21 protein-coding genes, 2 tRNA genes, 3 rRNA genes and 5 pseudogenes are annotated in these 22,608 nt (G+C 57.4%); 10 read left to right on the top strand and 21 right to left on the bottom strand.

The window, feature by feature from the left end; genetic code table 11:
- The 11 genes from GKE73_RS10065 to GKE73_RS25720 form a co-directional block, all read right to left on the bottom strand.
- Positions 1-552: a pilus assembly PilX family protein gene (locus GKE73_RS10065; RefSeq protein WP_230369943.1), complete on the bottom strand. Its 552-nt coding sequence runs from the start codon at positions 550-552 to the stop codon at positions 1-3.
- The gene (locus GKE73_RS10060) at positions 534-1,391 is read right to left on the bottom strand and encodes a PilW family protein (RefSeq protein WP_230369942.1); all 858 of its coding nucleotides are present in this window, start codon (positions 1,389-1,391) and stop codon (positions 534-536) included. Before GKE73_RS10060 ends, GKE73_RS10065 begins: the two co-directional genes overlap by 19 nt.
- Positions 1,391-1,519 (bottom strand): PilW family protein, encoded by a 129-nt coding sequence (locus GKE73_RS10055; protein ID WP_230369941.1) that lies wholly within the window; start codon positions 1,517-1,519, stop codon positions 1,391-1,393. The genes GKE73_RS10060 and GKE73_RS10055 overlap by 1 nt, the downstream gene beginning before the upstream one ends.
- On the bottom strand, positions 1,516-2,127 hold the full coding sequence (gene pilV, locus GKE73_RS10050; RefSeq protein ID WP_230371459.1) for a type IV pilus modification protein PilV: 612 nt from the start codon (positions 2,125-2,127) through the stop codon (positions 1,516-1,518). The genes GKE73_RS10055 and pilV overlap by 4 nt, the downstream gene beginning before the upstream one ends.
- The gene (locus GKE73_RS10045; protein WP_230369940.1) at positions 2,124-2,753 is read right to left on the bottom strand and encodes a GspH/FimT family pseudopilin; all 630 of its coding nucleotides are present in this window, start codon (positions 2,751-2,753) and stop codon (positions 2,124-2,126) included. The genes pilV and GKE73_RS10045 overlap by 4 nt, the downstream gene beginning before the upstream one ends.
- A gap of 388 nt (positions 2,754-3,141) precedes the next feature.
- A 5S ribosomal RNA gene (gene rrf, locus GKE73_RS10040) occupies positions 3,142-3,256 on the bottom strand.
- Between the two features lie 129 nt (positions 3,257-3,385).
- Positions 3,386-6,274 (bottom strand): 23S ribosomal RNA (locus GKE73_RS10035).
- Between the two features lie 271 nt (positions 6,275-6,545).
- Positions 6,546-6,621 (bottom strand) — tRNA-Ala (locus tag GKE73_RS10030).
- 11 nt (positions 6,622-6,632) lie between these two features.
- Positions 6,633-6,709: transfer RNA gene (locus tag GKE73_RS10025), tRNA-Ile, on the bottom strand.
- Between the two features lie 97 nt (positions 6,710-6,806).
- A 16S ribosomal RNA gene (locus GKE73_RS10020) occupies positions 6,807-8,341 on the bottom strand.
- The 16S, 23S and 5S rRNA genes sit together here with 2 tRNA genes alongside, the layout of an rRNA operon.
- 376 nt (positions 8,342-8,717) lie before the next feature.
- Positions 8,718-9,341, bottom strand: a complete 624-nt coding sequence (locus tag GKE73_RS25720) for an AAA family ATPase (protein ID WP_376767423.1) — start codon at positions 9,339-9,341, stop codon at positions 8,718-8,720.
- A gap of 23 nt (positions 9,342-9,364) precedes the next feature.
- On the opposite strand from GKE73_RS25720, the gene GKE73_RS25715 reads away from it, so the two are divergent.
- On the top strand, positions 9,365-9,490 hold the full coding sequence (locus GKE73_RS25715; RefSeq protein WP_376767330.1) for a hypothetical protein: 126 nt from the start codon (positions 9,365-9,367) through the stop codon (positions 9,488-9,490).
- Here the strand turns inward: GKE73_RS25715 and GKE73_RS25710 are convergent.
- The 3 genes from GKE73_RS25710 to hslV form a co-directional block, all read right to left on the bottom strand.
- On the bottom strand, positions 9,487-9,630 hold the full coding sequence (locus GKE73_RS25710) for a hypothetical protein (RefSeq protein WP_376767329.1): 144 nt from the start codon (positions 9,628-9,630) through the stop codon (positions 9,487-9,489). The genes GKE73_RS25715 and GKE73_RS25710 overlap by 4 nt on opposite strands.
- 78 nt (positions 9,631-9,708) lie before the next feature.
- A complete protein-coding gene (locus GKE73_RS25705; RefSeq protein ID WP_376767328.1) occupies positions 9,709-10,128 on the bottom strand; it encodes an AAA family ATPase in 420 nt (139 codons plus the stop codon).
- A gap of 76 nt (positions 10,129-10,204) precedes the next feature.
- The gene (hslV, locus tag GKE73_RS10010; protein ID WP_230369939.1) at positions 10,205-10,741 is read right to left on the bottom strand and encodes an ATP-dependent protease subunit HslV; all 537 of its coding nucleotides are present in this window, start codon (positions 10,739-10,741) and stop codon (positions 10,205-10,207) included.
- A 228-nt stretch (positions 10,742-10,969) separates the two neighbouring features.
- Here hslV and GKE73_RS10005 point away from each other — a divergent pair, with 228 nt between their 5' ends.
- The 6 genes and pseudogenes from GKE73_RS10005 to GKE73_RS09975 all read left to right on the top strand — a co-directional run bounded on the left by GKE73_RS10005 (position 10,970) and on the right by GKE73_RS09975 (position 15,800).
- The gene (locus tag GKE73_RS10005; protein WP_230369938.1) at positions 10,970-11,245 is read left to right on the top strand and encodes a hypothetical protein; all 276 of its coding nucleotides are present in this window, start codon (positions 10,970-10,972) and stop codon (positions 11,243-11,245) included.
- Between the two features lie 70 nt (positions 11,246-11,315).
- Complete coding sequence (locus GKE73_RS10000; RefSeq protein WP_230369937.1) at positions 11,316-11,612, top strand: energy transducer TonB; 297 nt, start codon at positions 11,316-11,318, stop codon at positions 11,610-11,612.
- Positions 11,609-12,282, top strand: a pseudogene (locus GKE73_RS09995) (MotA/TolQ/ExbB proton channel family protein). Before GKE73_RS10000 ends, GKE73_RS09995 begins: the two are co-directional and overlap by 4 nt.
- Positions 12,269-12,680: pseudogene (locus GKE73_RS23205) on the top strand (ExbD/TolR family protein). Before GKE73_RS09995 ends, GKE73_RS23205 begins: the two co-directional pseudogenes overlap by 14 nt.
- A gap of 174 nt (positions 12,681-12,854) precedes the next feature.
- Positions 12,855-15,022, top strand: a pseudogene (locus tag GKE73_RS09985) (TonB-dependent receptor).
- Between the two features lie 97 nt (positions 15,023-15,119).
- Entirely contained in the window at positions 15,120-15,800 is a 681-nt protein-coding gene (locus tag GKE73_RS09975) for a Fe2+-dependent dioxygenase (RefSeq protein WP_230369935.1), read from the top strand.
- Between the two features lie 374 nt (positions 15,801-16,174).
- Here GKE73_RS09975 and GKE73_RS26535 read toward each other — a convergent pair whose 3' ends face one another.
- From GKE73_RS26535 to GKE73_RS25690, 6 genes and pseudogenes are all read right to left on the bottom strand, one after another.
- Entirely contained in the window at positions 16,175-16,573 is a 399-nt protein-coding gene (locus GKE73_RS26535) for a dehydroquinate synthase/iron-containing alcohol dehydrogenase family protein (protein ID WP_280954868.1), read from the bottom strand.
- A complete protein-coding gene (locus GKE73_RS26530) occupies positions 16,563-16,748 on the bottom strand; it encodes a dehydroquinate synthase/iron-containing alcohol dehydrogenase family protein (protein ID WP_280954867.1) in 186 nt (61 codons plus the stop codon). The genes GKE73_RS26535 and GKE73_RS26530 overlap by 11 nt, the downstream gene beginning before the upstream one ends.
- Before the next feature lie 14 nt (positions 16,749-16,762).
- Entirely contained in the window at positions 16,763-17,080 is a 318-nt protein-coding gene (locus GKE73_RS26525; protein WP_446686326.1) for an iron-containing alcohol dehydrogenase, read from the bottom strand.
- Positions 17,081-17,467: 387 nt separating this feature from the next.
- A complete protein-coding gene (locus GKE73_RS25700; protein WP_376767327.1) occupies positions 17,468-17,689 on the bottom strand; it encodes an aldehyde dehydrogenase family protein in 222 nt (73 codons plus the stop codon).
- A gap of 68 nt (positions 17,690-17,757) precedes the next feature.
- Positions 17,758-18,431 (bottom strand): annotated as a pseudogene (locus GKE73_RS25695) (aldehyde dehydrogenase family protein); the annotation flags it as partial.
- Between the two features lie 7 nt (positions 18,432-18,438).
- Positions 18,439-18,972 (bottom strand): aldehyde dehydrogenase family protein, encoded by a 534-nt coding sequence (locus GKE73_RS25690; RefSeq protein WP_376767326.1) that lies wholly within the window; start codon positions 18,970-18,972, stop codon positions 18,439-18,441.
- A 358-nt stretch (positions 18,973-19,330) separates the two neighbouring features.
- Here GKE73_RS25690 and GKE73_RS09960 point away from each other — a divergent pair.
- The 3 genes and pseudogenes from GKE73_RS09960 to GKE73_RS09950 form a co-directional block, all read left to right on the top strand.
- Positions 19,331-20,944 (top strand): annotated as a pseudogene (locus GKE73_RS09960) (sigma-54-dependent Fis family transcriptional regulator); the annotation flags it as partial.
- 140 nt (positions 20,945-21,084) lie between these two features.
- A complete protein-coding gene (locus GKE73_RS09955; RefSeq protein ID WP_230371457.1) occupies positions 21,085-21,141 on the top strand; it encodes a hypothetical protein in 57 nt (18 codons plus the stop codon).
- Between the two features lie 299 nt (positions 21,142-21,440).
- Positions 21,441-21,785: a rhodanese-like domain-containing protein gene (locus tag GKE73_RS09950; RefSeq protein WP_230369934.1), complete on the top strand. Its 345-nt coding sequence runs from the start codon at positions 21,441-21,443 to the stop codon at positions 21,783-21,785.
- Positions 21,786-21,860: 75 nt separating this feature from the next.
- Here GKE73_RS09950 and GKE73_RS09945 read toward each other — a convergent pair whose 3' ends face one another.
- Positions 21,861-22,574, bottom strand: coding sequence for an RNA pseudouridine synthase (locus GKE73_RS09945; RefSeq protein WP_230369933.1), 714 nt, complete (start codon positions 22,572-22,574; stop codon positions 21,861-21,863).
- Positions 22,575-22,608: the final 34 nt, after the last annotated feature.

The following is a 22,608-nucleotide window of genomic DNA, read 5'->3' as shown; positions in this document are numbered from 1 at the left end:
TTACGACACCACATAATAGCTTTGCAGCGTGACTTGAGTATTCAAGCTACGCCCCCGGGCTCTTGCAGTAATTCGATACAACGCCACACCCGCATTACCCGTTACCGGATCGGTATAGTTGCTATTAATGAGTTCTACGATGTAACGCGGCTGTTGTGATACGGAAAACCCAATCGTGCATGAAGTACATTGGCGGGAAACCATATTGGCATAGGTGCCGGTGAACACATTAGCCCTCTCCCGGGCATTGGTACCTCCGGCTACCTCGCTGGTGGTGCATAAGCCCGTCGTCGACGGAGTCGTCTTACAAGCATCACTAAACCCAGATAAAGGCTTGTTCGTAGATACATACGTCTCTCCAGATTTGAGCGCCAGTTCGGCCAACTGAAACGCTATCGCCTTGTCGTTCTGATTACTGGCCACCTTCTGCTCGGTCAGTAAGGACTGGGAGCCATACACCACCAGAATGGTAATCACCATCAGCATGATTACTGCCACCAGCAAGGCAGCGCCTTGCTGCTTACGAAGTGGAATTAACTGCTCTTGTAGCATTGCTTACCCCGAATCGCGGCCGTGGTCTGATAGGTTTGTGTCAGGAAACCATTAACCCCCGTGGACGCCAGCGGCACTTGGTTCCGGCTCTGAACCGATAACGTGATGCGTACCGTCGAAACATTACGCCAGTTGCTTACCGATGAACGTTTACGATAAGTCACGAGGCAGCCAGCACGGTCAGCATCTTTAATCTCCCCATATTCCACGGTAAACCCGGTCACACGGGAAATGAGCTCGCTCGGCCCCACCAGCGAGCCCGACTGACCGAGCTCCGTCATGACCAAGGCATTGCTGGCATTCACAAAATAGGCACGGGACACAAAATCCATGATATCGGCACCGGAAGTATCCACTCCAAGGCTGGCGGTTACCCCGCTGGATGCCAGGCCTGCACTACTTTTTAACTGAATACGCTGACACGTGGACGCCACCCAATAATGCTGGCCTACGGTATAACTCCGCTGGCGATTGGCCGGAGCGGAAAAAGTAGCGACGCCGGTAGACGCCACCACGCTATTAGCCTGCGCTGTCCCACGGCCATATTGCACTGCAAGGACATCAGTTCCGCTAGAAGCCGTTTGATCCCCTAACCACGCACCACCACTGCTGTCGGCATAACTCTGAAAAGGCACATAAGTACCACTGGCAGGGCTCAGCAAGGTCTGATAAACCGCGGCAGATGCCACCCCAGAGGTATCGACAGTCACCACAGCGGAGGCAGCTGTGTTCGTCGCATCCAGCGTAGCGCAACCATAGCTACCAGCCATGCGTAGATCACGGGCAATTTGCATCAAGGCAATGCGCGCATCCTGTTGCATACTGACGCGTTCGTTCATTACCGGTAAGTGCGCTTGCTATTGAGATAGGCGGCCACCACGGCGCCCAGAATGATCAAACTGAGCGTCATGGCAATCATCAGTTCGATCAGGGTAAAACCGCGCTCATTCTTCATCGCCAGCCTCATGGTTCAAACTGCACAACATAGCCATACACCCGGCTGTTGGTGGCCGTTGCGGATGCGTTATTGCTAAGCATTGGAGCCCAAAGCACTGTTTGTCGATTTTTCCAGCGCCGCTTTCCGGCCACACGGATCATCAGCTTGCTTCCCCCGGTACAGCCCCCCAGTTTGTCATCATCAAAACTGATGGAACTGGAAGCAGAGCTATCCCGGCAAACGATGGCGCGCACCGTCGTACCATTAAATGCCGATGCCAAGCCACTCTTGAATTTGTACAGGTCATAGGCCGCCATATCGCTACTGGTACAGGCCGTATCACTGGCAGTAGCCGTACATTTAGTCGTTGGAACAGAACTATGGTCGTTATAAGAAGACTCGACATAACCCGACCAGTCTTCTGCGACATTGCCACTGGCATTGATGGTAGCGCTGCTATTCGCCCGCATGGCATCGGCGATTTGCTCTGAAAAGATGGCGGCAACACCTTGCATTTCCGCCTCTCGCGCGGCCTTCAAGGAGCGCCCTTGCGTGGCGGCCAAGGCAAGCAGCCCGATTCCCACAACCAGAATAGACACCAACACCTCAAGCAAGGTAAACCCTGACCCACGCTTCATGAGCACGCCCCGCAGCTACTATCACTGGCGCTATCACATGCCTGAGCACGACCAGAACCGTTGATCAGAATCACCCGACAAAGCGAATTGGCCGTATCACGCAGCAGAAACTTGCGATTGCTGCCATCCATCAATCGGCCGTCACTGCCAAAAGCTATCTGGTTGGTCGTTCCAACAGGAGAGGTAGACATCACCAGATTGATGGCAGCCTTATTGCCATTTTCACCGAGAAAGGTAATGACCTTGACACTCTCGTTGCTATCATAGCTAGCCGTTGTTCCGCCACTGGCGGCATCGGCATACAGTAATAGCCCTTCCCCCCAGTTCTTCTGGCCCGACACTGCCGCATCCAGACACCCCTGCACGTCAAAATTATCCTTAAGGTTGGCCGAACACACGTATACCGGCTGATTGCGTCGTACGGCTTCTGCGCGAGCATAGTTAAGCCCGGCGACCAGACGGTTGGCCTCCACAGAAACTCGATTGGTCGCCACCAATGCCGCAAAACTCGGCACGGCAATAGCCAAAACAATCACAGCAACGGATAACGTCACCAACAGTTCCACCAAGGTAAAACCCAATGCCCCACGTGGACTGATATCAGCCGATACATGACGGAGATTCATATCCCGACCCTTCTTCCTGCATCACAGAATTTTGACGAGTTTGGTAGGTATACCAAATACCGCCATCTCGGCATCTGCCGGATGTCAAACAATTATATTCCAGAATAAGATTTTTTATGCAAAGCAATGAAAGTGATTAAATCAATGGCTAATTTCTTGGTGCGTTAAGCGGTATGTGAGGGGAAAAGGGAGCTTCTTCTTTGCTCAACATGGGCAGGGACCGCTTGTTCACGGATTAAGACAGGACAGGATGCGGAGCCGGAGAAACCAAGGAATCCTCAAAGCGCGTCGCCACGGGAAGGCGCGACGCTCGAGCCAGAGAAGAAGGCGCGGTGGCCGGTGTGAAAAGCAAGAAGCCCAGCTGATTGAGCTGGGCTTCGTAAGGGGAGTCTGGCGGTGTCCTACTTTCACATGGCGAATGCCACACTATCATCGGCGCTAAGGCGTTTCACGGTCCTGTTCGGGATGGGAAGGCGTGGGACCACCTCGCTATGGCCACCAGACATAAGCTGTCAACAAACTGCAAGAAGCCTTGGGTTGATCTCTCAACCCTGAATTAACTTATGATTTCGGTAATTGATTGCACGTCGCACATTTACAGCCAGCTCGGTTTCCCAAGCCACTCAAATGATAGGATCAAGCCTCACGAGCAATTAGTATCGGTTAGCTTCACGCCTCACAGCGCTTCCACACCCGACCTATCAACGTCCCGGTCTCGAACGACTCTTCAGGAGGGTCAAGCCCTCAGGGAAGTCTCATCTTCAGGCGAGTTTCCCGCTTAGATGCTTTCAGCGGTTATCTCTTCCGAACTTAGCTACCCGGCAATGCCACTGGCGTGACAACCGGTACACCAGAGGTTCGTCCACTCCGGTCCTCTCGTACTAGGAGCAGCCCCCGTCAAACTTCCAACGCCCACTGCAGATAGGGACCAAACTGTCTCACGACGTTTTGAACCCAGCTCACGTACCACTTTAAATGGCGAACAGCCATACCCTTGGGACCGGCTACAGCCCCAGGATGTGATGAGCCGACATCGAGGTGCCAAACTCCGCCGTCGATGTGAACTCTTGGGCGGAATCAGCCTGTTATCCCCGGAGTACCTTTTATCCGTTGAGCGATGGCCCTTCCATTCAGAACCACCGGATCACTATGTCCTGCTTTCGCACCTGCTCGACTTGTCGGTCTCGCAGTTAAGCTACCTTTTGCCATTGCACTATCAGCACGATTTCCGACCGTACCTAGGTAACCTTCGAACTCCTCCGTTACACTTTGGGAGGAGACCGCCCCAGTCAAACTGCCTACCATGCACTGTCCCCGATCCGGATAACGGACCAAAGTTAGAACCTCAAAGGGGTCAGGGTGGTATTTCAAGGTTGGCTCCACCAGAACTAGCGTCCCGGCTTCTAAGCCTCCCACCTATCCTACACAAACCACTTCAAAGTCCAATGCAAAGCTACAGTAAAGGTTCACGGGGTCTTTCCGTCTAGCAGCGGGTAGATTGCATCTTCACAAACACTTCAACTTCGCTGAGTCTCAGGAGGAGACAGTGTGGCCATCGTTACGCCATTCGTGCGGGTCGGAACTTACCCGACAAGGAATTTCGCTACCTTAGGACCGTTATAGTTACGGCCGCCGTTTACCGGGGCTTCGATCAAGAGCTTGCACCCCATCACTTAACCTTCCGGCACCGGGCAGGCGTCACACCCTATACGTCCACTTTCGTGTTGGCAGAGTGCTGTGTTTTTGTTAAACAGTCGCAGCCACCGATTCTCTGCGACCTGTCGTAGCTTCAACCGCAAGGGTTTACACCACAACAGGCATACCTTCTCCCGAAGTTACGGTATCAATTTGCCGAGTTCCTTCTCCTGAGTTCTCTCAAGCGCCTTAGAATTTTCATCCTGCCCACCTGTGTCGGTTTGCGGTACGGTTCTCGTATAGCTGAAGCTTAGTGGCTTTTCCCGGAAGCGTGGTATCAGTCACTTCAGATCCGTAGATCCTCGTTATCACGTCTCGGCCTTAAGGAGAGGCGGATTTGCCTACCTCTCCAGCCTACCGGCTTGAACCAGGGCATCCAACACCGGCTGACCTAACCTTCTCCGTCCCCACATCGCACTATACGAAAGTACGGGAATTTTAACCCGTTTCCCATCGACTACGCTTTTCAGCCTCGCCTTAGGGGCCGACTCACCCTACGCCGATGAACGTTGCGTAGGAAACCTTGGGCTTTCGGCGAGCGGGCTTTTCACCCGCTTTATCGCTACTCATGTCAGCATTCGCACTTCTGATATCTCCAGCATGCCTTACGACACACCTTCACAGACCTACAGAACGCTCCCCTACCACGCACAGTAAACTGTGCATCCGCAGCTTCGGTTATAAGCTTGAGCCCCGTTACATCTTCCGCGCAGGACGACTCGACCAGTGAGCTATTACGCTTTCTTTAAATGATGGCTGCTTCTAAGCCAACATCCCGGCTGTCTAGGCCTTCCCACCTCGTTTACCACTTAGCTTATCATTTGGGACCTTAGCTGGCGGTCTGGGTTGTTTCCCTCTTGACGATGGACGTTAGCACCCACCGTCTGTCTCCCATGCTTGCACTTTCCGGTATTCAGAGTTTGCCATGGTTTGGTAAATCGCAATGACCCCCTAGCCATAACAGTGCTTTACCCCCGGAAGTGATACATGAGGCACTACCTAAATAGTTTTCGGGGAGAACCAGCTATCTCCGAGTTTGTTTAGCCTTTCACCCCTATCCACAGCTCATCCCCTAATTTTGCAACATTAGTGGGTTCGGACCTCCAGTGCGTGTTACCGCACCTTCATCCCGGCCATGGATAGATCACTCGGTTTCGGGTCTACACCCAGCGACTAAGACGCCCTATTCGGACTCGGTTTCCCTACGCCTCCCCTATTCGGTTAAGCTTGCCACTGAATGTAAGTCGCTGACCCATTATACAAAAGGTACGCAGTCACCCCTTGCGAGGCTCCCACTGTTTGTATGCATCCGGTTTCAGGTTCTATTTCACTCCCCTCCCGGGGTTCTTTTCGCCTTTCCCTCACGGTACTGGTTCACTATCGGTCGATCACGAGTATTTAGCCTTGGAGGATGGTCCCCCCATCTTCGGACAGGATTTCGCGTGTCCCGCCTTACTTTTCGTACACTTAGTTCTTGCCATGGCTTTTCGTCTACGGGACTATCACCCACTACGGTGGCACTTTCCAGAGCCTTCGACTAAGCCAAGTCATAAAGAGTACAGGCTGTTCCGCGTTCGCTCGCCACTACTGACGGAATCTCGGTTGATTTCTTTTCCTCGAGTTACTTAGATGTTTCAGTTCACTCGGTTCGCTTCCACTGACCTATGTATTCAGTCAGGGATACCTATTGCTAGGTGGGTTTCCCCATTCGGATATCGCGGGATCAAAGCTCTATTGCCAGCTCCCCCGCGCTTTTCGCAGGCTTACACGTCCTTCATCGCCTGTGATCGCCAAGGCATCCACCAGATGCACTTAGTCGCTTGACCCTATCATTTCAGTAACCTGGTTACTTCCACAACAGGCTGTGTTTGTGCGACATGTCACACCGCCCCTTTTGATATGGCGACATGACATCGATACAATCAAATTACCCAAAGTCGACAAGCTTTCCAACGAAGACTTAACTCCGTTTTCCTTCTTGCCGTCTTGTTAATTCGGCTTCTTCAGTTTGTTAAAGATCGAGCGTACGACCTTGCGGTCTGTCAACGCAAACAAAAATTCACCGCCTCTCGACGATGCGCTTTTGTTTGGGCTGAGTGGTGGAGGATGACGGGATCGAACCGACGACCCCCTGCTTGCAAAGCAGGTGCTCTCCCAACTGAGCTAATCCCCCAACAGGTCAAATGGTGGGTCTGGTTGGACTCGAACCAACGACCCCCGCCTTATCAAGACGGTGCTCTAACCAGCTGAGCTACAAACCCAGTTGACGATGGCGTCTCGCCTTCCGGCTAAACTCCATGCCCTTAACTTCCAGAACAACCGATAGGTTGTGAGTACTCGGCTTCCGCCTTTCTCTAGAAAGGAGGTGATCCAGCCGCAGGTTCCCCTACGGCTACCTTGTTACGACTTCACCCCAGTCATGAAGCATACCGTGGTAACCGGACCCCCGAAGGTTATCCTAGCCACTTCTGGTATCCCCCACTCCCATGGTGTGACGGGCGGTGTGTACAAGACCCGGGAACGTATTCACCGCAGCATGCTGATCTGCGATTACTAGCGATTCCGACTTCACGCACTCGAGTTGCAGAGTGCGATCCGGACTACGATCGGTTTTCTGAGATTAGCTCCACCTCGCGGCTTGGCAACCCTCTGTACCGACCATTGTATGACGTGTGAAGCCCTGCTCATAAGGGCCATGAGGACTTGACGTCATCCCCACCTTCCTCCGGTTTGTCACCGGCAGTCTCATTAGAGTGCCCAACTTAATGATGGCAACTAATGACAAGGGTTGCGCTCGTTGCGGGACTTAACCCAACATCTCACGACACGAGCTGACGACAGCCATGCAGCACCTGTGTTACCGCTCCCTTTCGGGCACCCTCTAATCTCTCAGAGGTTCGGTACATGTCAAGAGCAGGTAAGGTTTTTCGCGTTGCATCGAATTAATCCACATCATCCACCGCTTGTGCGGGTCCCCGTCAATTCCTTTGAGTTTTAACCTTGCGGCCGTACTCCCGGGCGGTCAATTTCACGCGTTAGCTACGCTACCAAGGATTCAAACCCCCAACAGCTAATTGACATCGTTTAGGGCGTGGACTACCGGGTATCTAATCCTGTTTGCTCCCCACGCTTTCGTGCATGAGCGTCAGTATCATCCCGGGGGCTGCCTTCGCCATCGGTATTCCTCCACATCTCTACGCATTTCACTGCTACACGTGGAATTCTACCCCCCTCTGACGTACTCTAGTCGTGCAGTCTCCAATGCCGTTCCCGGGTTAAGCCCGGGGCTTTCACATCAGACTTGCACAACCGCCTGCGCACGCTTTACGCCCAGTAATTCCGATTAACGCTCGCACCCTACGTATTACCGCGGCTGCTGGCACGTAGTTAGCCGGTGCTTATTCTTCAGGTACTGTCATCCCCAAACGCTATTAACGCTCAGGATTTCCTCCCTGACAAAAGTCCTTTACAACCCGAAGGCCTTCTTCAGACACGCGGCATGGCTGGATCAGGGTTGCCCCCATTGTCCAAAATTCCCCACTGCTGCCTCCCGTAGGAGTCTGGGCCGTGTCTCAGTCCCAGTGTGGCGGATCATCCTCTCAGACCCGCTACGGATCGTCGCCTTGGTAAGCCTTTACCCCACCAACTAGCTAATCCGACGTCGGCCGCTCGAATAACGCGAGGCCCGAAGGTCCCCCGCTTTCCTCCTCAGAGCGTATGCGGTATTAGCACTCCTTTCGAAGCGTTATCCCCCATTACTCGGCACGTTCCGACGCATTACTCACCCGTTCGCCACTCGCCACCAGGAGCAAGCTCCCGTGCTGCCGTTCGACTTGCATGTGTAAAGCATGCCGCCAGCGTTCAATCTGAGCCAGGATCAAACTCTTCAGTTCAATCTCTTAGCAAATTTCTGGCACGCAAGATCAAAGAAATAAAACAAGTATTTCTGTCTCTTGCAGTGCAAGTGTTGGCTTCTACCAAGCACTCACACCTATCGGTTATTCTTTCTGTTAAAGATCGGTGCCAACCGCTTCGTTTCCGTTGCGTCGTCAGCTGAGGAGGCGAACTATACCCACCCCGGCCAATCCCGTCAACACTTTCTGGCCAATTATTTCAATACAATTACCCGACCACACCCTAACCTGCTGTTATTCATCTACTTATCCATTTAGGGTTTCGGCAAATGATTGGGCTCATTTCACAAGAGGCATATGCCTTCATATCCGGGCATCGCGCCAGACAAGAAAAAAGCCCCGTTATCGGGGCTTTTTAGTCAGCGAACGGACGAATCAACGTGGCGCTGACTGCCGCATCTATATATAGGTAATGTTGGGCAGGCCAGTTAAAGGACGTAGCGCGCCGGTCCTCACGCTGCGACAGCAGGTCCAGCTTGCTGTCGACGTAGGCACTGTCGATTTCCACTTGGCCTGCGGTGGTGGAGAAGGACACTTCTTCCAGCAGTTTTTCCATGACGGTATACAACCGACGGGCGCCGATGTTTTCGGTCTTTTCGTTTACCTGCCGGGCGATTTCGGCCAACCTTTGAATGCCGGATTCGGCAAACACCAGCTCAACTCCTTCGGTTTCCAGCAATGCCTGATACTGACGGGTCAGGCAGGCATCGGTACTGGTGAGGATTTGCTTGAAGTCATCCACCGACAACGATGACAGCTCGACGCGGATCGGCAGGCGCCCTTGCAGTTCCGGGATCAGGTCGGATGGTTTGGACAACTGGAAGGCGCCGGAAGCGATAAACAAGATGTGATCCGTCTTGACCATGCCGTATTTGGTAGAAACGGTGGTGCCTTCCACCAAAGGCAGCAGGTCGCGCTGCACGCCGGCGCGTGATACGTCGGCGCCACTGCCTTCCGAACGGCTGGTAACCTTATCGATTTCATCCGGAAGACAATGCCGTTTTGCTCGACGTTCTTCAGTGCTTCGGCCTTGATATCGTCTTCGCTGACCAGTTTGGCGGCTTCCTCGTCGATCAACAGCTTGAATGCCTCGGCCACCTTCAGCTTGGCGGCCTTGGTTTTGCTTAAGCGTTCATGCCCTGGAACATGCTCTGCAATTGGCTGGAGAAATCTTCCATACCCGGCGGGGCAAAGATTTCCATCTTGCTTTGCGGAGCAGCAACGTCGATCTCGATTTCCTTGTCGTCCAGCTTACCCTCGCGCAGCATCTTGCGGAATTTCTGGCGGGTGGCGCCGTCCTCCGGCTTGGCCGTTTCGGCAGCTCGCCACCAAAGAAACCGGCATGGCTACGTAAGCGGCAGCAGCACGTCGAGAATACGGTCCTCTGCTGCATCTTCGGCGCGGGTGCGATTACGCTTGATCGCGGCATCGCGCGTTTCCTTGATCGCCACTTCCATCAAGTCGCGGATGATGGTGTCCACATCGCGGCCAACATAGCCGACCTCGGTAAACTTGGTGGCCTCGACCTTGATAAACGGCGCACCGGACAATTTGGCCAGACGGCGGGCGATTTCGGTCTTGCCCACGCCGGTGGGGCCGATCATCAGAATATTCTTGGGAGTGATTTCGCTACGCAGCGGCTCGTCCACCTGCTGACGACGCCAGCGGTTACGCAGGGCGATGGCCACGGCACGCTTGGCGGCGTCCTGGCCGATGATGTGTTTGTTCAGTTCGTGAACAATTTCTTGTGGGGTCATTTGTGTCATGGGAAACCTCCGAACCAAGTTGGCCGAATGTACGCTTGCGCTTCGGCCAACCCGGCGTTTGATCTGGTGTGCGGGATCAACCCAGCGTTTCGATCAGATGATTCTGGTTGGTGTAGATACAGATGTCACCGGCGATTTCCAGCGACTTTTTCACGATCACTTCGGGATCGAGTTCGGTATTCTCGAACAGTGCACGCGCGGCAGACTGCGCGAAGGCGCCACCGGAGCCGATGGCGGCGATGCCCTGCTCCGGCTCCAGTACATCGCCGTTACCGGTGATGATGAGCGTGCTTTCGTGGTCGGCCACGATCAGCATCGCTTCCGGGCGGCGCAGCATGCGATCGGTACGCCAGTCTTTGGCCAACTCCACCGCCGAGCGCACCAGATGCCCCTGATGCTTTTCCAGCTTGGCTTCGAAGCGTTCGAACAGGGTAAAGGCATCGGCCGTGCCACCGGCAAAACCAGCCAGCACTTTGTCGTGATACAAGCGGCGAATCTTGCGGGCAGTCGCCTTGATGACAATATTGCCCAGCGTAACCTGGCCATCCCCACCCAGCGCCACGCGTGAGCCGCGTCGCACAGAAACTATAGTCGTACCATCAAACTGCTGCATGTGCTGTTTCCATCCTTGAACTGGTCTGCTCCGCAGCAGATCCGCGCTGTCAATATCAAGGCAGAGCCGGTAATTACAAGTGATCCACCGAGCAAAACCTCAGGGAATAACCGTCCTTCGAAAATTATTGTTAATGATAATGATTTGCATTACCATAAATGAATGGACACGCAACCTCGACCCTTTCGACCTTCCTTGCCTACCGCAGCACTAGCGAGCAGTGGCGCCTTGCATCTGCTGGCGGCACTGGCGGTGAGCGGCTATCTGCTCACGCCAACGCCGATCCAGCCGCCGCGCTTGGCCAGCCTGCCAATGATGACGCTGACGAGCACGGAACAGTCTCAGCCCGACAGCACAACGGCCACCCCGCACCCGGTAACACGACAAACGCCGACCAGGGCGTCGGCAAGCCAGCACAACCGCACCGGTTACGCTATCAGCGCCGTCCGAACAGGCGACTTCACCCCATGCCAAGCCCGCACCCGCCAGCAGCAACGAAGGTGATGGCCACCCATTAGCGGATAACCCACCCTCCGCGGCCAGCGGTGGCCCACGCCAGACCAGTACCGCCACAGTGCATGAGCCACTGTATCGCGGTGGTTATCTGAACAACCCCAAGCCGCTCTATCCGCCGTTATCGCTGGAACTGGCGGAACAGGGCACCGTGCGCCTGCGGGTGCAGGTAAGCGCACAGGGTTGGCCGAGTGTGGTCGAGCTGGCGCAGAGCAGTGGTTTTCCGCGGCTGGACCGGGCGGCACTGACCGCTGTGCGCCGCTGGAAATTTGTCCCGGCGCGCCAAGGCGATGAGGCCATTCCTTATACCTTTATTGTTCCTGTTGAATTTTCCCTGAAAGCTGTACGCCCATCATGAAACTGCTGACTGTATTTGAACAAGGCGATGTGGTCCTGATGATCACCTTCAGCCTGCTGGTTTTGATGTCTCTGGCTACCCGGTATCTGATTCTGTTGCGCGGCATCCAGACGCTGCGCACCCGGCGAGCCAACAGGTTGGCCGAAAACGCGGTCTGGGCCGCCAGTAACTGGCAGGAAGCCGAACAGGCCATTGCCCGGTCGAGCGCGCCGATTGCCCAACTAACGCGAGAAGGGCTGGAAGCCTTACGCCACCACCAGCGACATGCCGAGCACTCACTGGGCAAGACCTGCCCGCTCAACGAGTTTCTCACCCGCGCCATCCGCCAGTCCCCGGCACAGGAGACCGCGCGTCAGGAAACCGGCATGACACTACTGGCTTCGGTGGGCTCTACCGCCCCGTTCATCGGCCTGTTTGGCACAGTATGGGGGATTTATCACGCACTGACGTCGATCGGCCTGTCTGGACAGGTCAACATCGCCACGGTAGCCCGATTGGCGAAGCCCTGATTGCCACGGCGGCCGGGCTGGCCGCGGCGATTCCGGCGGTACTGGCCTATAACGCGCTGACGCGCGCCCAGCGTCTGCTGGCACAGCAACTGGATCATTTTGCCCACGATCTACACGCCCAGTTACTGACCCAACCGGAGCACGCACATGGCGTTCGGTAGTTTTGACCGCGGCACGGGCACGCCAATGGCAGAGATCAATACCACGCCGCTGGTGGACGTGATGCTGGTGCTGCTGGTGGTGTTCATCATTACTACGCCGCTACTCACCCAGCAGGTGCGCGTGGATTTGCCACAGGCAGCCTCCAGCACAGCACAACCGCTTAAGACGCCAGATCCGGCTGGCGATTGATGCCAGAGGTCAGCATTACTGGGATGGTCAGCCGGTGAGCCGCGACGAATTGGGCCCGCGCTTTGCGGCGGCCGTATCCCGCGAACCGAATGTGGAGCTGGCGCTGCAAGCAGACAAATCCCTGCGCTATGACAGCGTGGCGCAGGCGCTGGCCACCGCGCAGCGTAGCGGTATCAGCCGTATCGGCTTTGTCACCACCGCGCCTTAGCGCCGCCTGCCGTTTCCGGGGCGGGACATAACGGTTTCCGCCCCTCCCCTCCTGTCTGCCAATAACACACTGCCCACCAGTGTGCGGGGACGGCTGCGCGCGCGAGCAACGTCCCGGGACAGGTGCACCTTCACAACCGTGTTTGACACAACCACACACCATAAAGAGGACACCATGAAAAATCGCCTGATGCGCTCCGAGTATCTGGGGCAGCACAAGCTACCGGCCAGCGTGGCGGCGGGCATGCTGGCCGTGGCACTCAGCCCGGCCACCGGCCGCAGCGAGAGCACCCAGACGCTGGATACCGTCACCGTGGAAGGTGATGCCCCGGTACGGGGAACCTACAAGACGGAGACGTCCACCATTGGCAAGATCAAACAGAAGCTGCGCGACATCCCGCAATCGGTTTCGGTGGTCAACCAGCAACTGATGCAGGATCAGGGCGCCGCCACCATGAAAGAGGCATTGCGCAACGTGCCGGGCATTACCTTTGCGGCAGGAGAAGGCGGACGCACCGGCGATCAGGTGGTCATCCGCGGCTTCTCTGCGGCAACCGATACCTACCGCGACGGCATGCGCGACATCGGCCAGTACAACCGCGATGCCTTTAATGATGAGCGCGTGGAGGTGTTGAAGGGTGCCAGCTCAATGTTGTTTGGGCGCGGCTCGACCGGCGGGGTGGTCAATCAGGTGAGCAAATCTCCCCTGTTAAACGACAAGCTGGAAGCCGACTTTACCACGGGTACGCATGATTATCAGCGCGTGACGGCTGACATCAACCAGATGACCGGCGAACACTCCGCCGTTCGCCTCAACCTGATGGACACCCACGATGGCAGCGACCGTGGCGCGGCCAAAAATACCCGCTGGGGCGTGGCACCATCGGTGGCATTTGGGCTGGGAGAACCCACCACGCTGACCCTGTCTTACTTCCACCAGGAAGAAGACAACGTGCCGGACTATGGCGTGCCGTATAACGCCAATACCCACCAACCACTGAATGTGGCACGCGACAGGTTTTACGGGCTGGATAGCGACTACGAAAAGACTTCGGCCGACATCGTGACCGCCAAACTGAGCCACGACTTTGGCGATGGCACCGAACTGACCAACCAGTTGCGCTACAACCGCTTCTGGCGCGATGTGAACCCAACCGCCCCACGCCCGGCCAGTTCCAACAACCTGAGCGCCGACAGCATCATGCGCCGCAGCAAACCGCTGCGCAGCGGCGCGGACCAGTCATGGAACAACCAGACCGACCTGACGCAAAGCTTTACCACCGGCGCGATCAAACACACGCTCTTGAGCGGGCTGGAACTGAGCTACGAACAGTCGGACACCAGCCGCTACGCGCTGTACGGCACAGTACCGACCACTACGGTGGGCAACCCGAATGCAGCCGACCCGGTCAACCTGTCACGCTATCGCACCAGCAACACCACGTTTGATGCCAACAATATTGGCGTGTATGCGATGGATACGCTGGAACTGAATCCCCGGTGGAAAGCCGTGTTTGGCACCCGCTTTGACCGCTTTTCCGGCGACTACAGCACCCATGGCTATAACCGCGACGGCTCGGTCAATGGCAACAACACTTATGATCTGTCGCGCACTGACCGGGTATGGAGCTGGCGCGGCGGGCTGATCTGGCAACCGGATTTTGTCCAGTCGTATTACGCCAGCTATGGCACGTCGTTCAATCCGTCTGGCGAGACCTACGCGCTGGACAAGGGAACCAGCAAGGTCGACCCGGAAAAGAACCGCAACATTGAAGTGGGTGCCAAATGGGATGTGCTGGATGGCGATGCCAGCCTGCGCGCGGCGCTGTTCCGGATCGAAAAAACCAACGAGCGCAATACCGACCCGGACGACACCAGCGTGGTGGTACTCTCCGGCAAACGCCACACCCGGGGCTGGAACTGGAAGGCAATGGCCGCCTGACCGAGCGCTGGGAACTATCGGCGGGCGTCACGCTGATGGACTCCAAAATCGACAAGGCGGCACCACCGGCACTGGGGCAGACCGGCACCGAAGGCAAGATGCCGCGTTACACGCCACGCGCCACCGCCAATGTGTGGACCACCTATCGCTTTACCGACGGGATTACCGGCGGCATCGGCGCGACCTATGTTGGCAAGCGCTACGCCAACGAGACCAACAGCAACTACCTGCCGTCCTACACGGTTGCCAACGCCATGCTGAGTTATGAAACCAGGCACTACCGGCTGCAACTCAATCTCTACAACCTGACCAACAAGACCTATTACGACGGCGCCTACGGCGGGCACGCCACGCTGGGCACCCCGCGTGAAGCGCAGCTGACCGTAGGGCTGAAGTACTAAATCAGCCGCGACATCCAACGGAAGGTTGGCCGAAAGCCCCCACGACGGGCTGCACAGCTCGTCGTGGGCCATCGATGATCAAGAACAAGGATTCCCCATGCTGTTACATATTCCCAATGTTTTAACTCAGGAAGAACTGGCGCACGGCCGCCGTCTGTTGAGTCAGGCCGATTGGGCCGATGGCCGCCTGACGGCCGGAACCCAATCGGCGCAAGTCAAACGCAACCTACAATTGCCACAACAACAGCAAACGGCACGCGAGCTGCAGGCCATGGTGGAGGCGGCACTCAAACGCAATAGCCAGTTTTTCTCTGCTGCGCTGCCGAAAACGGTTTTCCCTCCGCTGTTCAATTGCTATCAGGGCGGCATGGATTTTGGCAACCATGTGGATAACGCCGTACGTTCGCATCCGTTTGACGGCAGCTGGGTCCGTACGGATGTCTCGTGCACGCTGTTTTTCAGCCAGCCGGACGAGTACGACGGCGGCGAACTGGTGGTGGAAGATGCCTACGGCTTACACAGCGTCAAACTGCCCGCCGGCGACATGGTGCTGTACCCGGCCACCAGCCTGCACCGGGTAGAACCGGTAACGCGGGGCGCCCGGCTGGCCTCGTTTTTCTGGACCCAGAGCATGGTCCGCGATGATGCCCGGCGCACCTTGCTGTTTGACATGGACATGGCCATTTCCCGCTTGCGCCAGCAACACGGCGATACCGAGGAGCTGGTGACTCTAACCGCCAGCTATCACAACCTGCTGCGCATGTGGGCCGAACTGTGAAACCACCCGTACGGTAACGCAATAATTACGTAGATAAATAACGTAAAACATTAAATAAATTACAAATTGTTTGGCGAGGTCGTTTTGCATGCTACCTATGGCGAGGAGATGCTCTTAATTTCCTCACCCCAGCAGCACTACGTTCTATCCCCCAACGGCCAGCCGATCCGACAAACCGTCAGACGGATCGCCGTTTACGACGTCAGCATGGCACTGACACGAGCACGGCTCACGGCCAGCACATCATGTGGACGGTGCGGCAAGCGCGTTGGGGCATCACCACCTTCACCAAAGGCGTGCCGCGAAAAAAAACCGCCCCGAAGGGCGGTCAAACGGGTGTACCCACAGAGGGTACTGGAGGGTCACAACAAAGGTTACAACGCGTTCTGGAAGATGGCTTCGATATCGGCCTGGCTTGCCTTGCGCGGGTTAGTCAGGCCGCAGGCATCACGCAGTGCGTTTTCGGCCAACGTAGGAATGTCACTGGTCTTGACGCCCAGTTCAGTCAGGCCTGCAGGGATACCGATATCAGCCGACAACAGGCGAATGGCGTTCAGGCAGGCTTCTGCGGCATCGGCATCGGTCAGGCCAGCCACGTTCACGCCCATGGCGCGGGCCACGTCAGCCAGACGCGCGGCGGAGGTTTCGGCATTGAACGCTTCCACGTGCGGCAGCAACACGGCATTGCACACGCCATGCGGCAGGTCGTAGAAACCGCCCAGCTGGTGCGCCATGGCATGCACATAACCAAGCGACGCATTGTTAAACGCCATGCACAGGGAACTGGGCATAGGCCATTTGCTCACGGGCGTGCAGATCCTGACCGTTCTTCACGGCGGCACGCAGGTTGGCCGAAATCAGCGCGACCGCTTTGAGCGCGCAGGCATCGGTAATCGGGGTAGCGGCGGTGGAAACGTAGGCTTCCACGGCGTGCGTCAGTGCATCCATGCCGGTAGCGGCCGTCAGTGCTTAAGCGGTTTGGCCAGCATCAGGGTCGGATCATTGACCGACAACATCGGCGTGACGTTACGGTCGACAATGGCCATTTTGATGTGGCGCGATTCATCGGTAATGATGCAGAACCGGGTCATCTCGCTGGCCGTGCCCGCCGTGGTATTGATCGCGATCAGCGGCAACTGCGGCTTGGCGGACTTGTCCACCCCTTCATAATCGCCGATATGGCCGCCATTGGTGGCTACCAGCGCAATCCCCTTGGCACAGTCATGCGGCGAACCGCCGCCGAGTGAAATCACGCAGTCGCAGCCGTTTTCGCGCAACACGGCCAAGCTTCCACATTGCCGACGGTCGGATTGGGCTTGGCACCATCAAAAATGGTGGCTTGCAGATTTTGCTGGCGCAGTAATTCGGCCACTTTGGTCGCCACACCAGCACGGGACAGGGCTTATCGGTCACGATCAGTGCATGGCGAAAACCGTAACCGCGAATGGCCGTCATGGCCTCTTGCAGACTGCCTTCGCCCATCATGTTGACGGCTGGGATAAAGAAGGTAGAGGTGCTCATTAACTATCCTTTTCTGTCGGTTCAGCGCGCCGCGGGTAGCGACGACTGCTGGCATGGTACGCAGGGCGCGCCATGCAAGTTTTGTCCAGGATCACAAGTCCGTCGCGGGCGCGTAAGCAGCAGAGAGCGCGACCTATACGGCAGGCTTAGAAGAAGCCTAGCTTATCCTCGGAGTAGCTGACCAACAGGTTCTTGGTTTGCTGATAGTGTTCCAGCATCATCTTGTGGGTTTCCCGGCCGATACCGGATTGCTTGTAGCCACCAAAGGCCGCGTGCGCCGGATAGGCGTGGTAGCAGTTGGTCCAGACCCGGTAAGCTTCGATATGGCGGCCCATGGCAAAGGCGGTATTGATGTTACGCGTCCACACCCCGGAACCCGGCCAAACGGCGTGTCGTTGGCAATGTGCAGGGCTTCTTCGGTGTCTTTGAAGGTGGTCACCGACACCACCGGGCCAAAGATTTCTTCCGGAACACGCGCATCTTGTTGTGGCCACGGAACACCGTCGGCTGGATGTAGTAGCCGTCTTCCAAGTCACCACCGAGATGGGCACGCGCACCGTTTACCAGCACTTTGGCGCCTTCGTTACGACCAATTTCCAGATAGCCCTGAATCTTGTCCATCTGCTCCAGCGACGCCTGCGCGCCGATCATGGTGGACGGATCAAGCGGGTTACCCTGCTTGATGGCGGCAACACGCTCCAGCGCGCGCTGCATGAAGCGGTCGTAGATGGATTCGTGGATCAGCGCACGGCTCGGGCAGGTGCAGACCTCACCTCGGTTCAGCGCAAACATCACAAAGCCTTCGATGGCCTTGTCGAAGAAGGCATCATCCTGATCGGCAACATCGGCAAAGAAGATGTTGGGCGATTTGCCACCCAGTTCCAGCGTGACCGGAATCAGGTTCTGGCTGGCATAGCCCATGATCAGGCGGCCCACCGGCGTGGAGCCGGTAAAGGCAATCTTGGCGATGCGCGTGGAAGTGGCCAACGCCTTGCCCGCTTCGGTGCCATAGCCGTTGACGATGTTCAACACGCCCGGCGGCAGCAAGTCGCCAATCAGTTCGGCCAACACCAGAATCGACAGCGGTGTCTGTTCGGCCGGTTTGAGCACGACACAGTTACCCGCCGCCAGAGCCGGAGCCAGCTTCCAGGGCTGCCATCAACAACGGGAAATTCCACGGAATGATCTGGCCGACAACACCCAGCGGTTCGTGGAAATGATAGGACACGGTATTGCTGTCAATTTCACCCGGGCTCCCTTCCTGCGCCCGGATGCAGGAGGCGAAGTAGCGGAAATGGTCAATCGCCAGCGGGATGTCGGCAGCCAGCGTTTCGCGGATCGGCTTGCCGTTGTCCCGGGTTTCCACTTCGGCCAACAGCTTGAGGTTGGCTTCCATGCGGTCGGCAATCTGGTTGAGTACACCGGCGCGATGCGCAACCGGGGTGTGGCCCCACTTGGCGCGGGCGGCATGAGCGGCATCCAGCGCCAGCTCGATATCCTGTTCGTCGGAACGCGGCACTTCGCACAAAGGCTTGCCGGTAATCGGCGTCAGGTTTTCAAAATACTGGCCATTGACCGGCGGCACCCATTGGCCACCGATGTAATTGGCATAACGCTGCTTCAGTTCGAAAGATGGGCGGATGTGCGACATGGTGAGTCTCCTGATGCTGTTATTTTGTGCGTCAAACCCGGATCGGGCCGGATTACCACAGTGCACACAGCGTGCCAGCCCAATGGCTCTTTGCAGTGCAACAACAGGCAAAGCGTCGCTATTAGAGCTTTTGCCTTAATTTTTTTTGCAATGCAGCACAAACCCCGCAGAAACAATCGCTTGCAGTGCACGCAGAAGCACCGATAATCAGGCCAATCAGCGGGGATACGCTGTCACGCCCTGCGACAGTTGTCGCGCTACACCTGATACACCGGGAGTCTCTGACCGATGACCACACTCCACTCACTGTCCTTACAGGAAATCCGCCGCCGCTTCTTTGACGACGCGCCGCTGCCGGATGGCGTCATTGCGCCGACCATCCTGCAATCCCGGCAACGCTGTCGCGGTCTGGGTCTGCCGAGCATCGGGTTACCACAGCCAAGCACTGGAAGCCGCGGAACTGTCGCGCCGCCACGAGGCCAATGCCGACTGGCTGCAACTGGCCAGACCGCATCTGGACACCCTGTTTGAAAGCGTGGTGGATGAAGGCCATGTGGTGATCGTGGCCGATCGCCACGGCGTCATTCTGGATGAAATGGGCCACCCGACCTTTCTCGACAAGGCCGAGCGGGTGTCGTTGCGGCCGGGTATGGACTGGGGCGAGGAAGTGCGCGGCACCAATGCTATCGGCACGGCCCTGTCGCGCCGCGAAACCATTCTGGTACGCGGTGGCGAACACTATCTGGAGCGCAACCGCCAGTTGGCCTGTGTCGCCAGCCCCATTCTCGATCCGTTCGGCCAACCTGTCGGCGCCATCGACATTTCCGGTCTGCCACGCAAACTGGGCCACCCCTATGGTGCCGCGGTGGAAGCCGCCGCACGGCTGATCGAGCAGCGACTGTTCGAAGTACACAGCCAACAGGCCACGACTTTTTTACTGCATCTGGATGCCAGCCAGCTGGCCACTTCGCGGGCGGCCCGGCTGGCTTTTGACCAGGACGAGCGGCTGATTGCCGCCAACCGCGTTGCCATCGCCCTGTTGGGGCTGGACTGGACGGCCATCCGCCAGCAGCACTTTGCCGACCTGTTTGGCGAAACCCTGAGCCACTGGCTACACCACGCTGGCACCGGCATTGCCCTGTTGAGCCATGGCGCGCAGCGACTATCGGCACGCGCCCTGCCGCCGATCTTGCCCGCCACCACCAGCAGTCGTCCGCGCCCCACTTCGGCCAACCCTGCCACCGCCAGCCCGGCCAGCGCTCCGGCGGAAGATGTGAGTAACCTGCCCGCCAGCCTGTTGGCCACCGGCCTAAAGCTACTGGCTGCCGACATACCGGTGCTGGTACTGGGCGAAACCGGCACCGGCAAGGAAAAGTTTGCCAAGGCGCTGCATCAGGCCAGCACGCGTGCCAAAGGGCCACTGGTCGCCGTCAACTGCGCGGCGATTCCGGATGGACTGGTGGAAGCAGAGCTGTTTGGCTATGAAGAAGGCGCCTTTACCGGCGCGCGCCGTCAGGGCAGCCGCGGACGCTTGCGTGAAGCCCACGGCGGCGTGCTGTTTCTGGACGAAATCGGCGATATGCCATTGCCGCTGCAGGCACGGCTGTTGCGCGTGTTACAGGAACGGGTGGTGACGCCACTGGGCGGCGGGCCATCGCATCAGGTCGACATCCGCCTGATCTGTGCCACACACCGCGACCTGCGCCAGATGGTGGAGCAAGGCAGCTTCCGGGCCGACCTGTATTACCGCCTGTGCCATTACCCGCTGCGCCTGCCGCCGCTACGCCAACGCGGCGATGTGGCCACCATTGCACAACGCCTGCTGGAACGGCACGGCGCCCCGCGGCGCGGCATTGCACTGACACCGCCACTGGCAGCGTTGCTCCGCCGCTACCACTGGCCCGGCAATCTGCGTGAACTCGACAATCTGCTGATGACGCTGCTGGCGCTGGTCGACGATCACACCCAGCTGGGCGTCGAACATCTACCGGAGACCTTGCGTGAAGACATGGAACGCCGCGACACACAACGCGCCACCCGCACAGATGAGACCGATGCCACCGCTACCATGCTGGCCGGTTTGGCGGCAACGCCAGCGCCACCGCGCGCGCGCTGGGCATCAGCCGCAGCACACTGTACCGGCGCCTAGGCAAAACGGCAGAACGCTAACGGCCCGGAGGATGGTTGTTAACGCTTTTTTACATCGCCGCCTGACCAGTGGATGTGCCGGTGCAAACAGCAAAAAACAACCTAAGCAATTGATTAATAGTCAATAACTACCGATCAAGCGCCAGCGTCACCGATGTCACCTATTGCCACACCCCAAAATGGGCAGTGAATAGGTAGTTCCCACAATGCCAAACAATCATTTGGCATGAGAAACTTGCCACGTCACATGAAGCACGACTTGCTCTGTGCGCAGCCATGCCCTACCGCGGGCAACCTTCTCATTGGGAACAGCAGTCATCATGAACCATCTTTTTGGCGTACTACTGGGCGGCGTGACCACCGCTGCCTTTGCCCAGCGTCTGACCGACACCCCCTCACGCGGGCGGGTCATCATCGACGTGCGCACGCCGGAAGAATACCGCCAGAGCCACGTCCCGGGAGCCCAACTGCTGCCGCTGGACCAGCTGACGGCCCGCATCGCCGCGCTGGTGCCGGACAAGAGCACGCCGATTGCGCTGTACGGCCATGCCGACCAGCAAGCCACGCAGGCACGTCAGCAACTGAACGAACTGGGCTATCAACAGGTCGACGAGGCCAGAACGCTGGATGAAGCGCTGTTGCGTTACGCCGACGCCTTGTACTGATCACTCGCTTGCACACCTAATGAAAACGCCACGGTCCCGTACCGTGGCGTTTTGTTTCGGCCAACCTGCGCGGCATCAATCCGCCGCAAACCCCAACTCGGCCAGCTCGGCGGCCGTCAACAGGCGCCGGGCGCCTTCTTCCAGTTCACCCAACTGCAGCACACCAATGCCAACCCGGTGTAATTGCGCCACGCGGTTGCTGGCCGCCGCCACCATGCGCTTGACCTGATGATATTTACCTTGGGTAATGGTCAGCAGGATGGTGATTTCATCCAGCACATCCACCGCATCGGCAGCAATCTTCTCGTTTTCGTCCTTGAGAAACACGTAAGCGGTCAGGTGTTTGACGAACTCCGGCGTGACCGGATGCTTGAGTGTCACCTCGTAACGCTTGGGTACGTGGCGTTTGGGGGACGTCAGCGCATGGATGAACTGGCCATCGGTGGTCAGCAGCAGCAAGCCGGTGGTATCCACGTCCAGACGGCCCACGGCAGAAATGCCCAGATTGCCCAGTTGCCACGGCAACAGGGTATAGACACTGGGGTTGTGCAGCGGTTTATGCGAGGTTTCGTAGCCATCCGGCTTGTGCAGCATCAGGTAAAGCGGCAAGTGCAGCAACGGCCACGGCTCGCCGTCCACCACCAGTTCGTCAATGCTGACCGGGTCGATGTCGGCGCGATAATCCTCTGCCACCTCGCCATTGATTTCCACCAGCCCGTAATCCACCAGCTGGCGACATTCCTTGCGGCTGCCAAAGCCTTGTTGTTGCAATAAGCGGTAAAGTTCCATGGCGAAATGGTAGCACGCCGCTCACGGCCTCGCC

The sequence above is a fragment of the Paludibacterium denitrificans genome, from assembly GCF_009707705.1.
GTDB lineage: Bacteria > Pseudomonadota > Gammaproteobacteria > Burkholderiales > Chromobacteriaceae > Paludibacterium_A > Paludibacterium_A denitrificans.
This window is presented reverse-complemented; position numbering and strand designations above follow the sequence as displayed.

Bases quoted from the DNA above. Each gene is read 5' to 3' on its own strand.
- GKE73_RS26530 (WP_280954867.1), bottom strand. From the start codon at position 16,748: ATGGATGCACTGACGCACGCCGTGGAAGCCTACGTTTCCACCGCCGCT.
- GKE73_RS10060 (WP_230369942.1), bottom strand. From the start codon at position 1,391: ATGAACGAACGCGTCAGTATGCAACAGGATGCGCGCATTGCCTTGATG.
- GKE73_RS26535 (WP_280954868.1), bottom strand. From the start codon at position 16,573: ATGGCGTTTAACAATGCGTCGCTTGGTTATGTGCATGCCATGGCGCAC.
- GKE73_RS09950 (WP_230369934.1), top strand. From the start codon at position 21,441: ATGAACCATCTTTTTGGCGTACTACTGGGCGGCGTGACCACCGCTGCC.
- GKE73_RS25705 (WP_376767328.1), bottom strand. From the start codon at position 10,128: ATGACACAAATGACCCCACAAGAAATTGTTCACGAACTGAACAAACAC.
- GKE73_RS09975 (WP_230369935.1), top strand. From the start codon at position 15,120: ATGCTGTTACATATTCCCAATGTTTTAACTCAGGAAGAACTGGCGCAC.
- GKE73_RS10045 (WP_230369940.1), bottom strand. From the start codon at position 2,753: ATGAATCTCCGTCATGTATCGGCTGATATCAGTCCACGTGGGGCATTG.
- GKE73_RS25690 (WP_376767326.1), bottom strand. From the start codon at position 18,972: ATGTCGCACATCCGCCCATCTTTCGAACTGAAGCAGCGTTATGCCAAT.
- GKE73_RS09945 (WP_230369933.1), bottom strand. From the start codon at position 22,574: ATGGAACTTTACCGCTTATTGCAACAACAAGGCTTTGGCAGCCGCAAG.
- GKE73_RS10055 (WP_230369941.1), bottom strand. From the start codon at position 1,519: ATGAGGCTGGCGATGAAGAATGAGCGCGGTTTTACCCTGATCGAACTG.
- hslV (WP_230369939.1), bottom strand. From the start codon at position 10,741: ATGCAGCAGTTTGATGGTACGACTATAGTTTCTGTGCGACGCGGCTCA.
- GKE73_RS25710 (WP_376767329.1), bottom strand. From the start codon at position 9,630: ATGCTGCGCGAGGGTAAGCTGGACGACAAGGAAATCGAGATCGACGTT.
- GKE73_RS10065 (WP_230369943.1), bottom strand. From the start codon at position 552: ATGCTACAAGAGCAGTTAATTCCACTTCGTAAGCAGCAAGGCGCTGCC.
- pilV (WP_230371459.1), bottom strand. From the start codon at position 2,127: ATGAAGCGTGGGTCAGGGTTTACCTTGCTTGAGGTGTTGGTGTCTATT.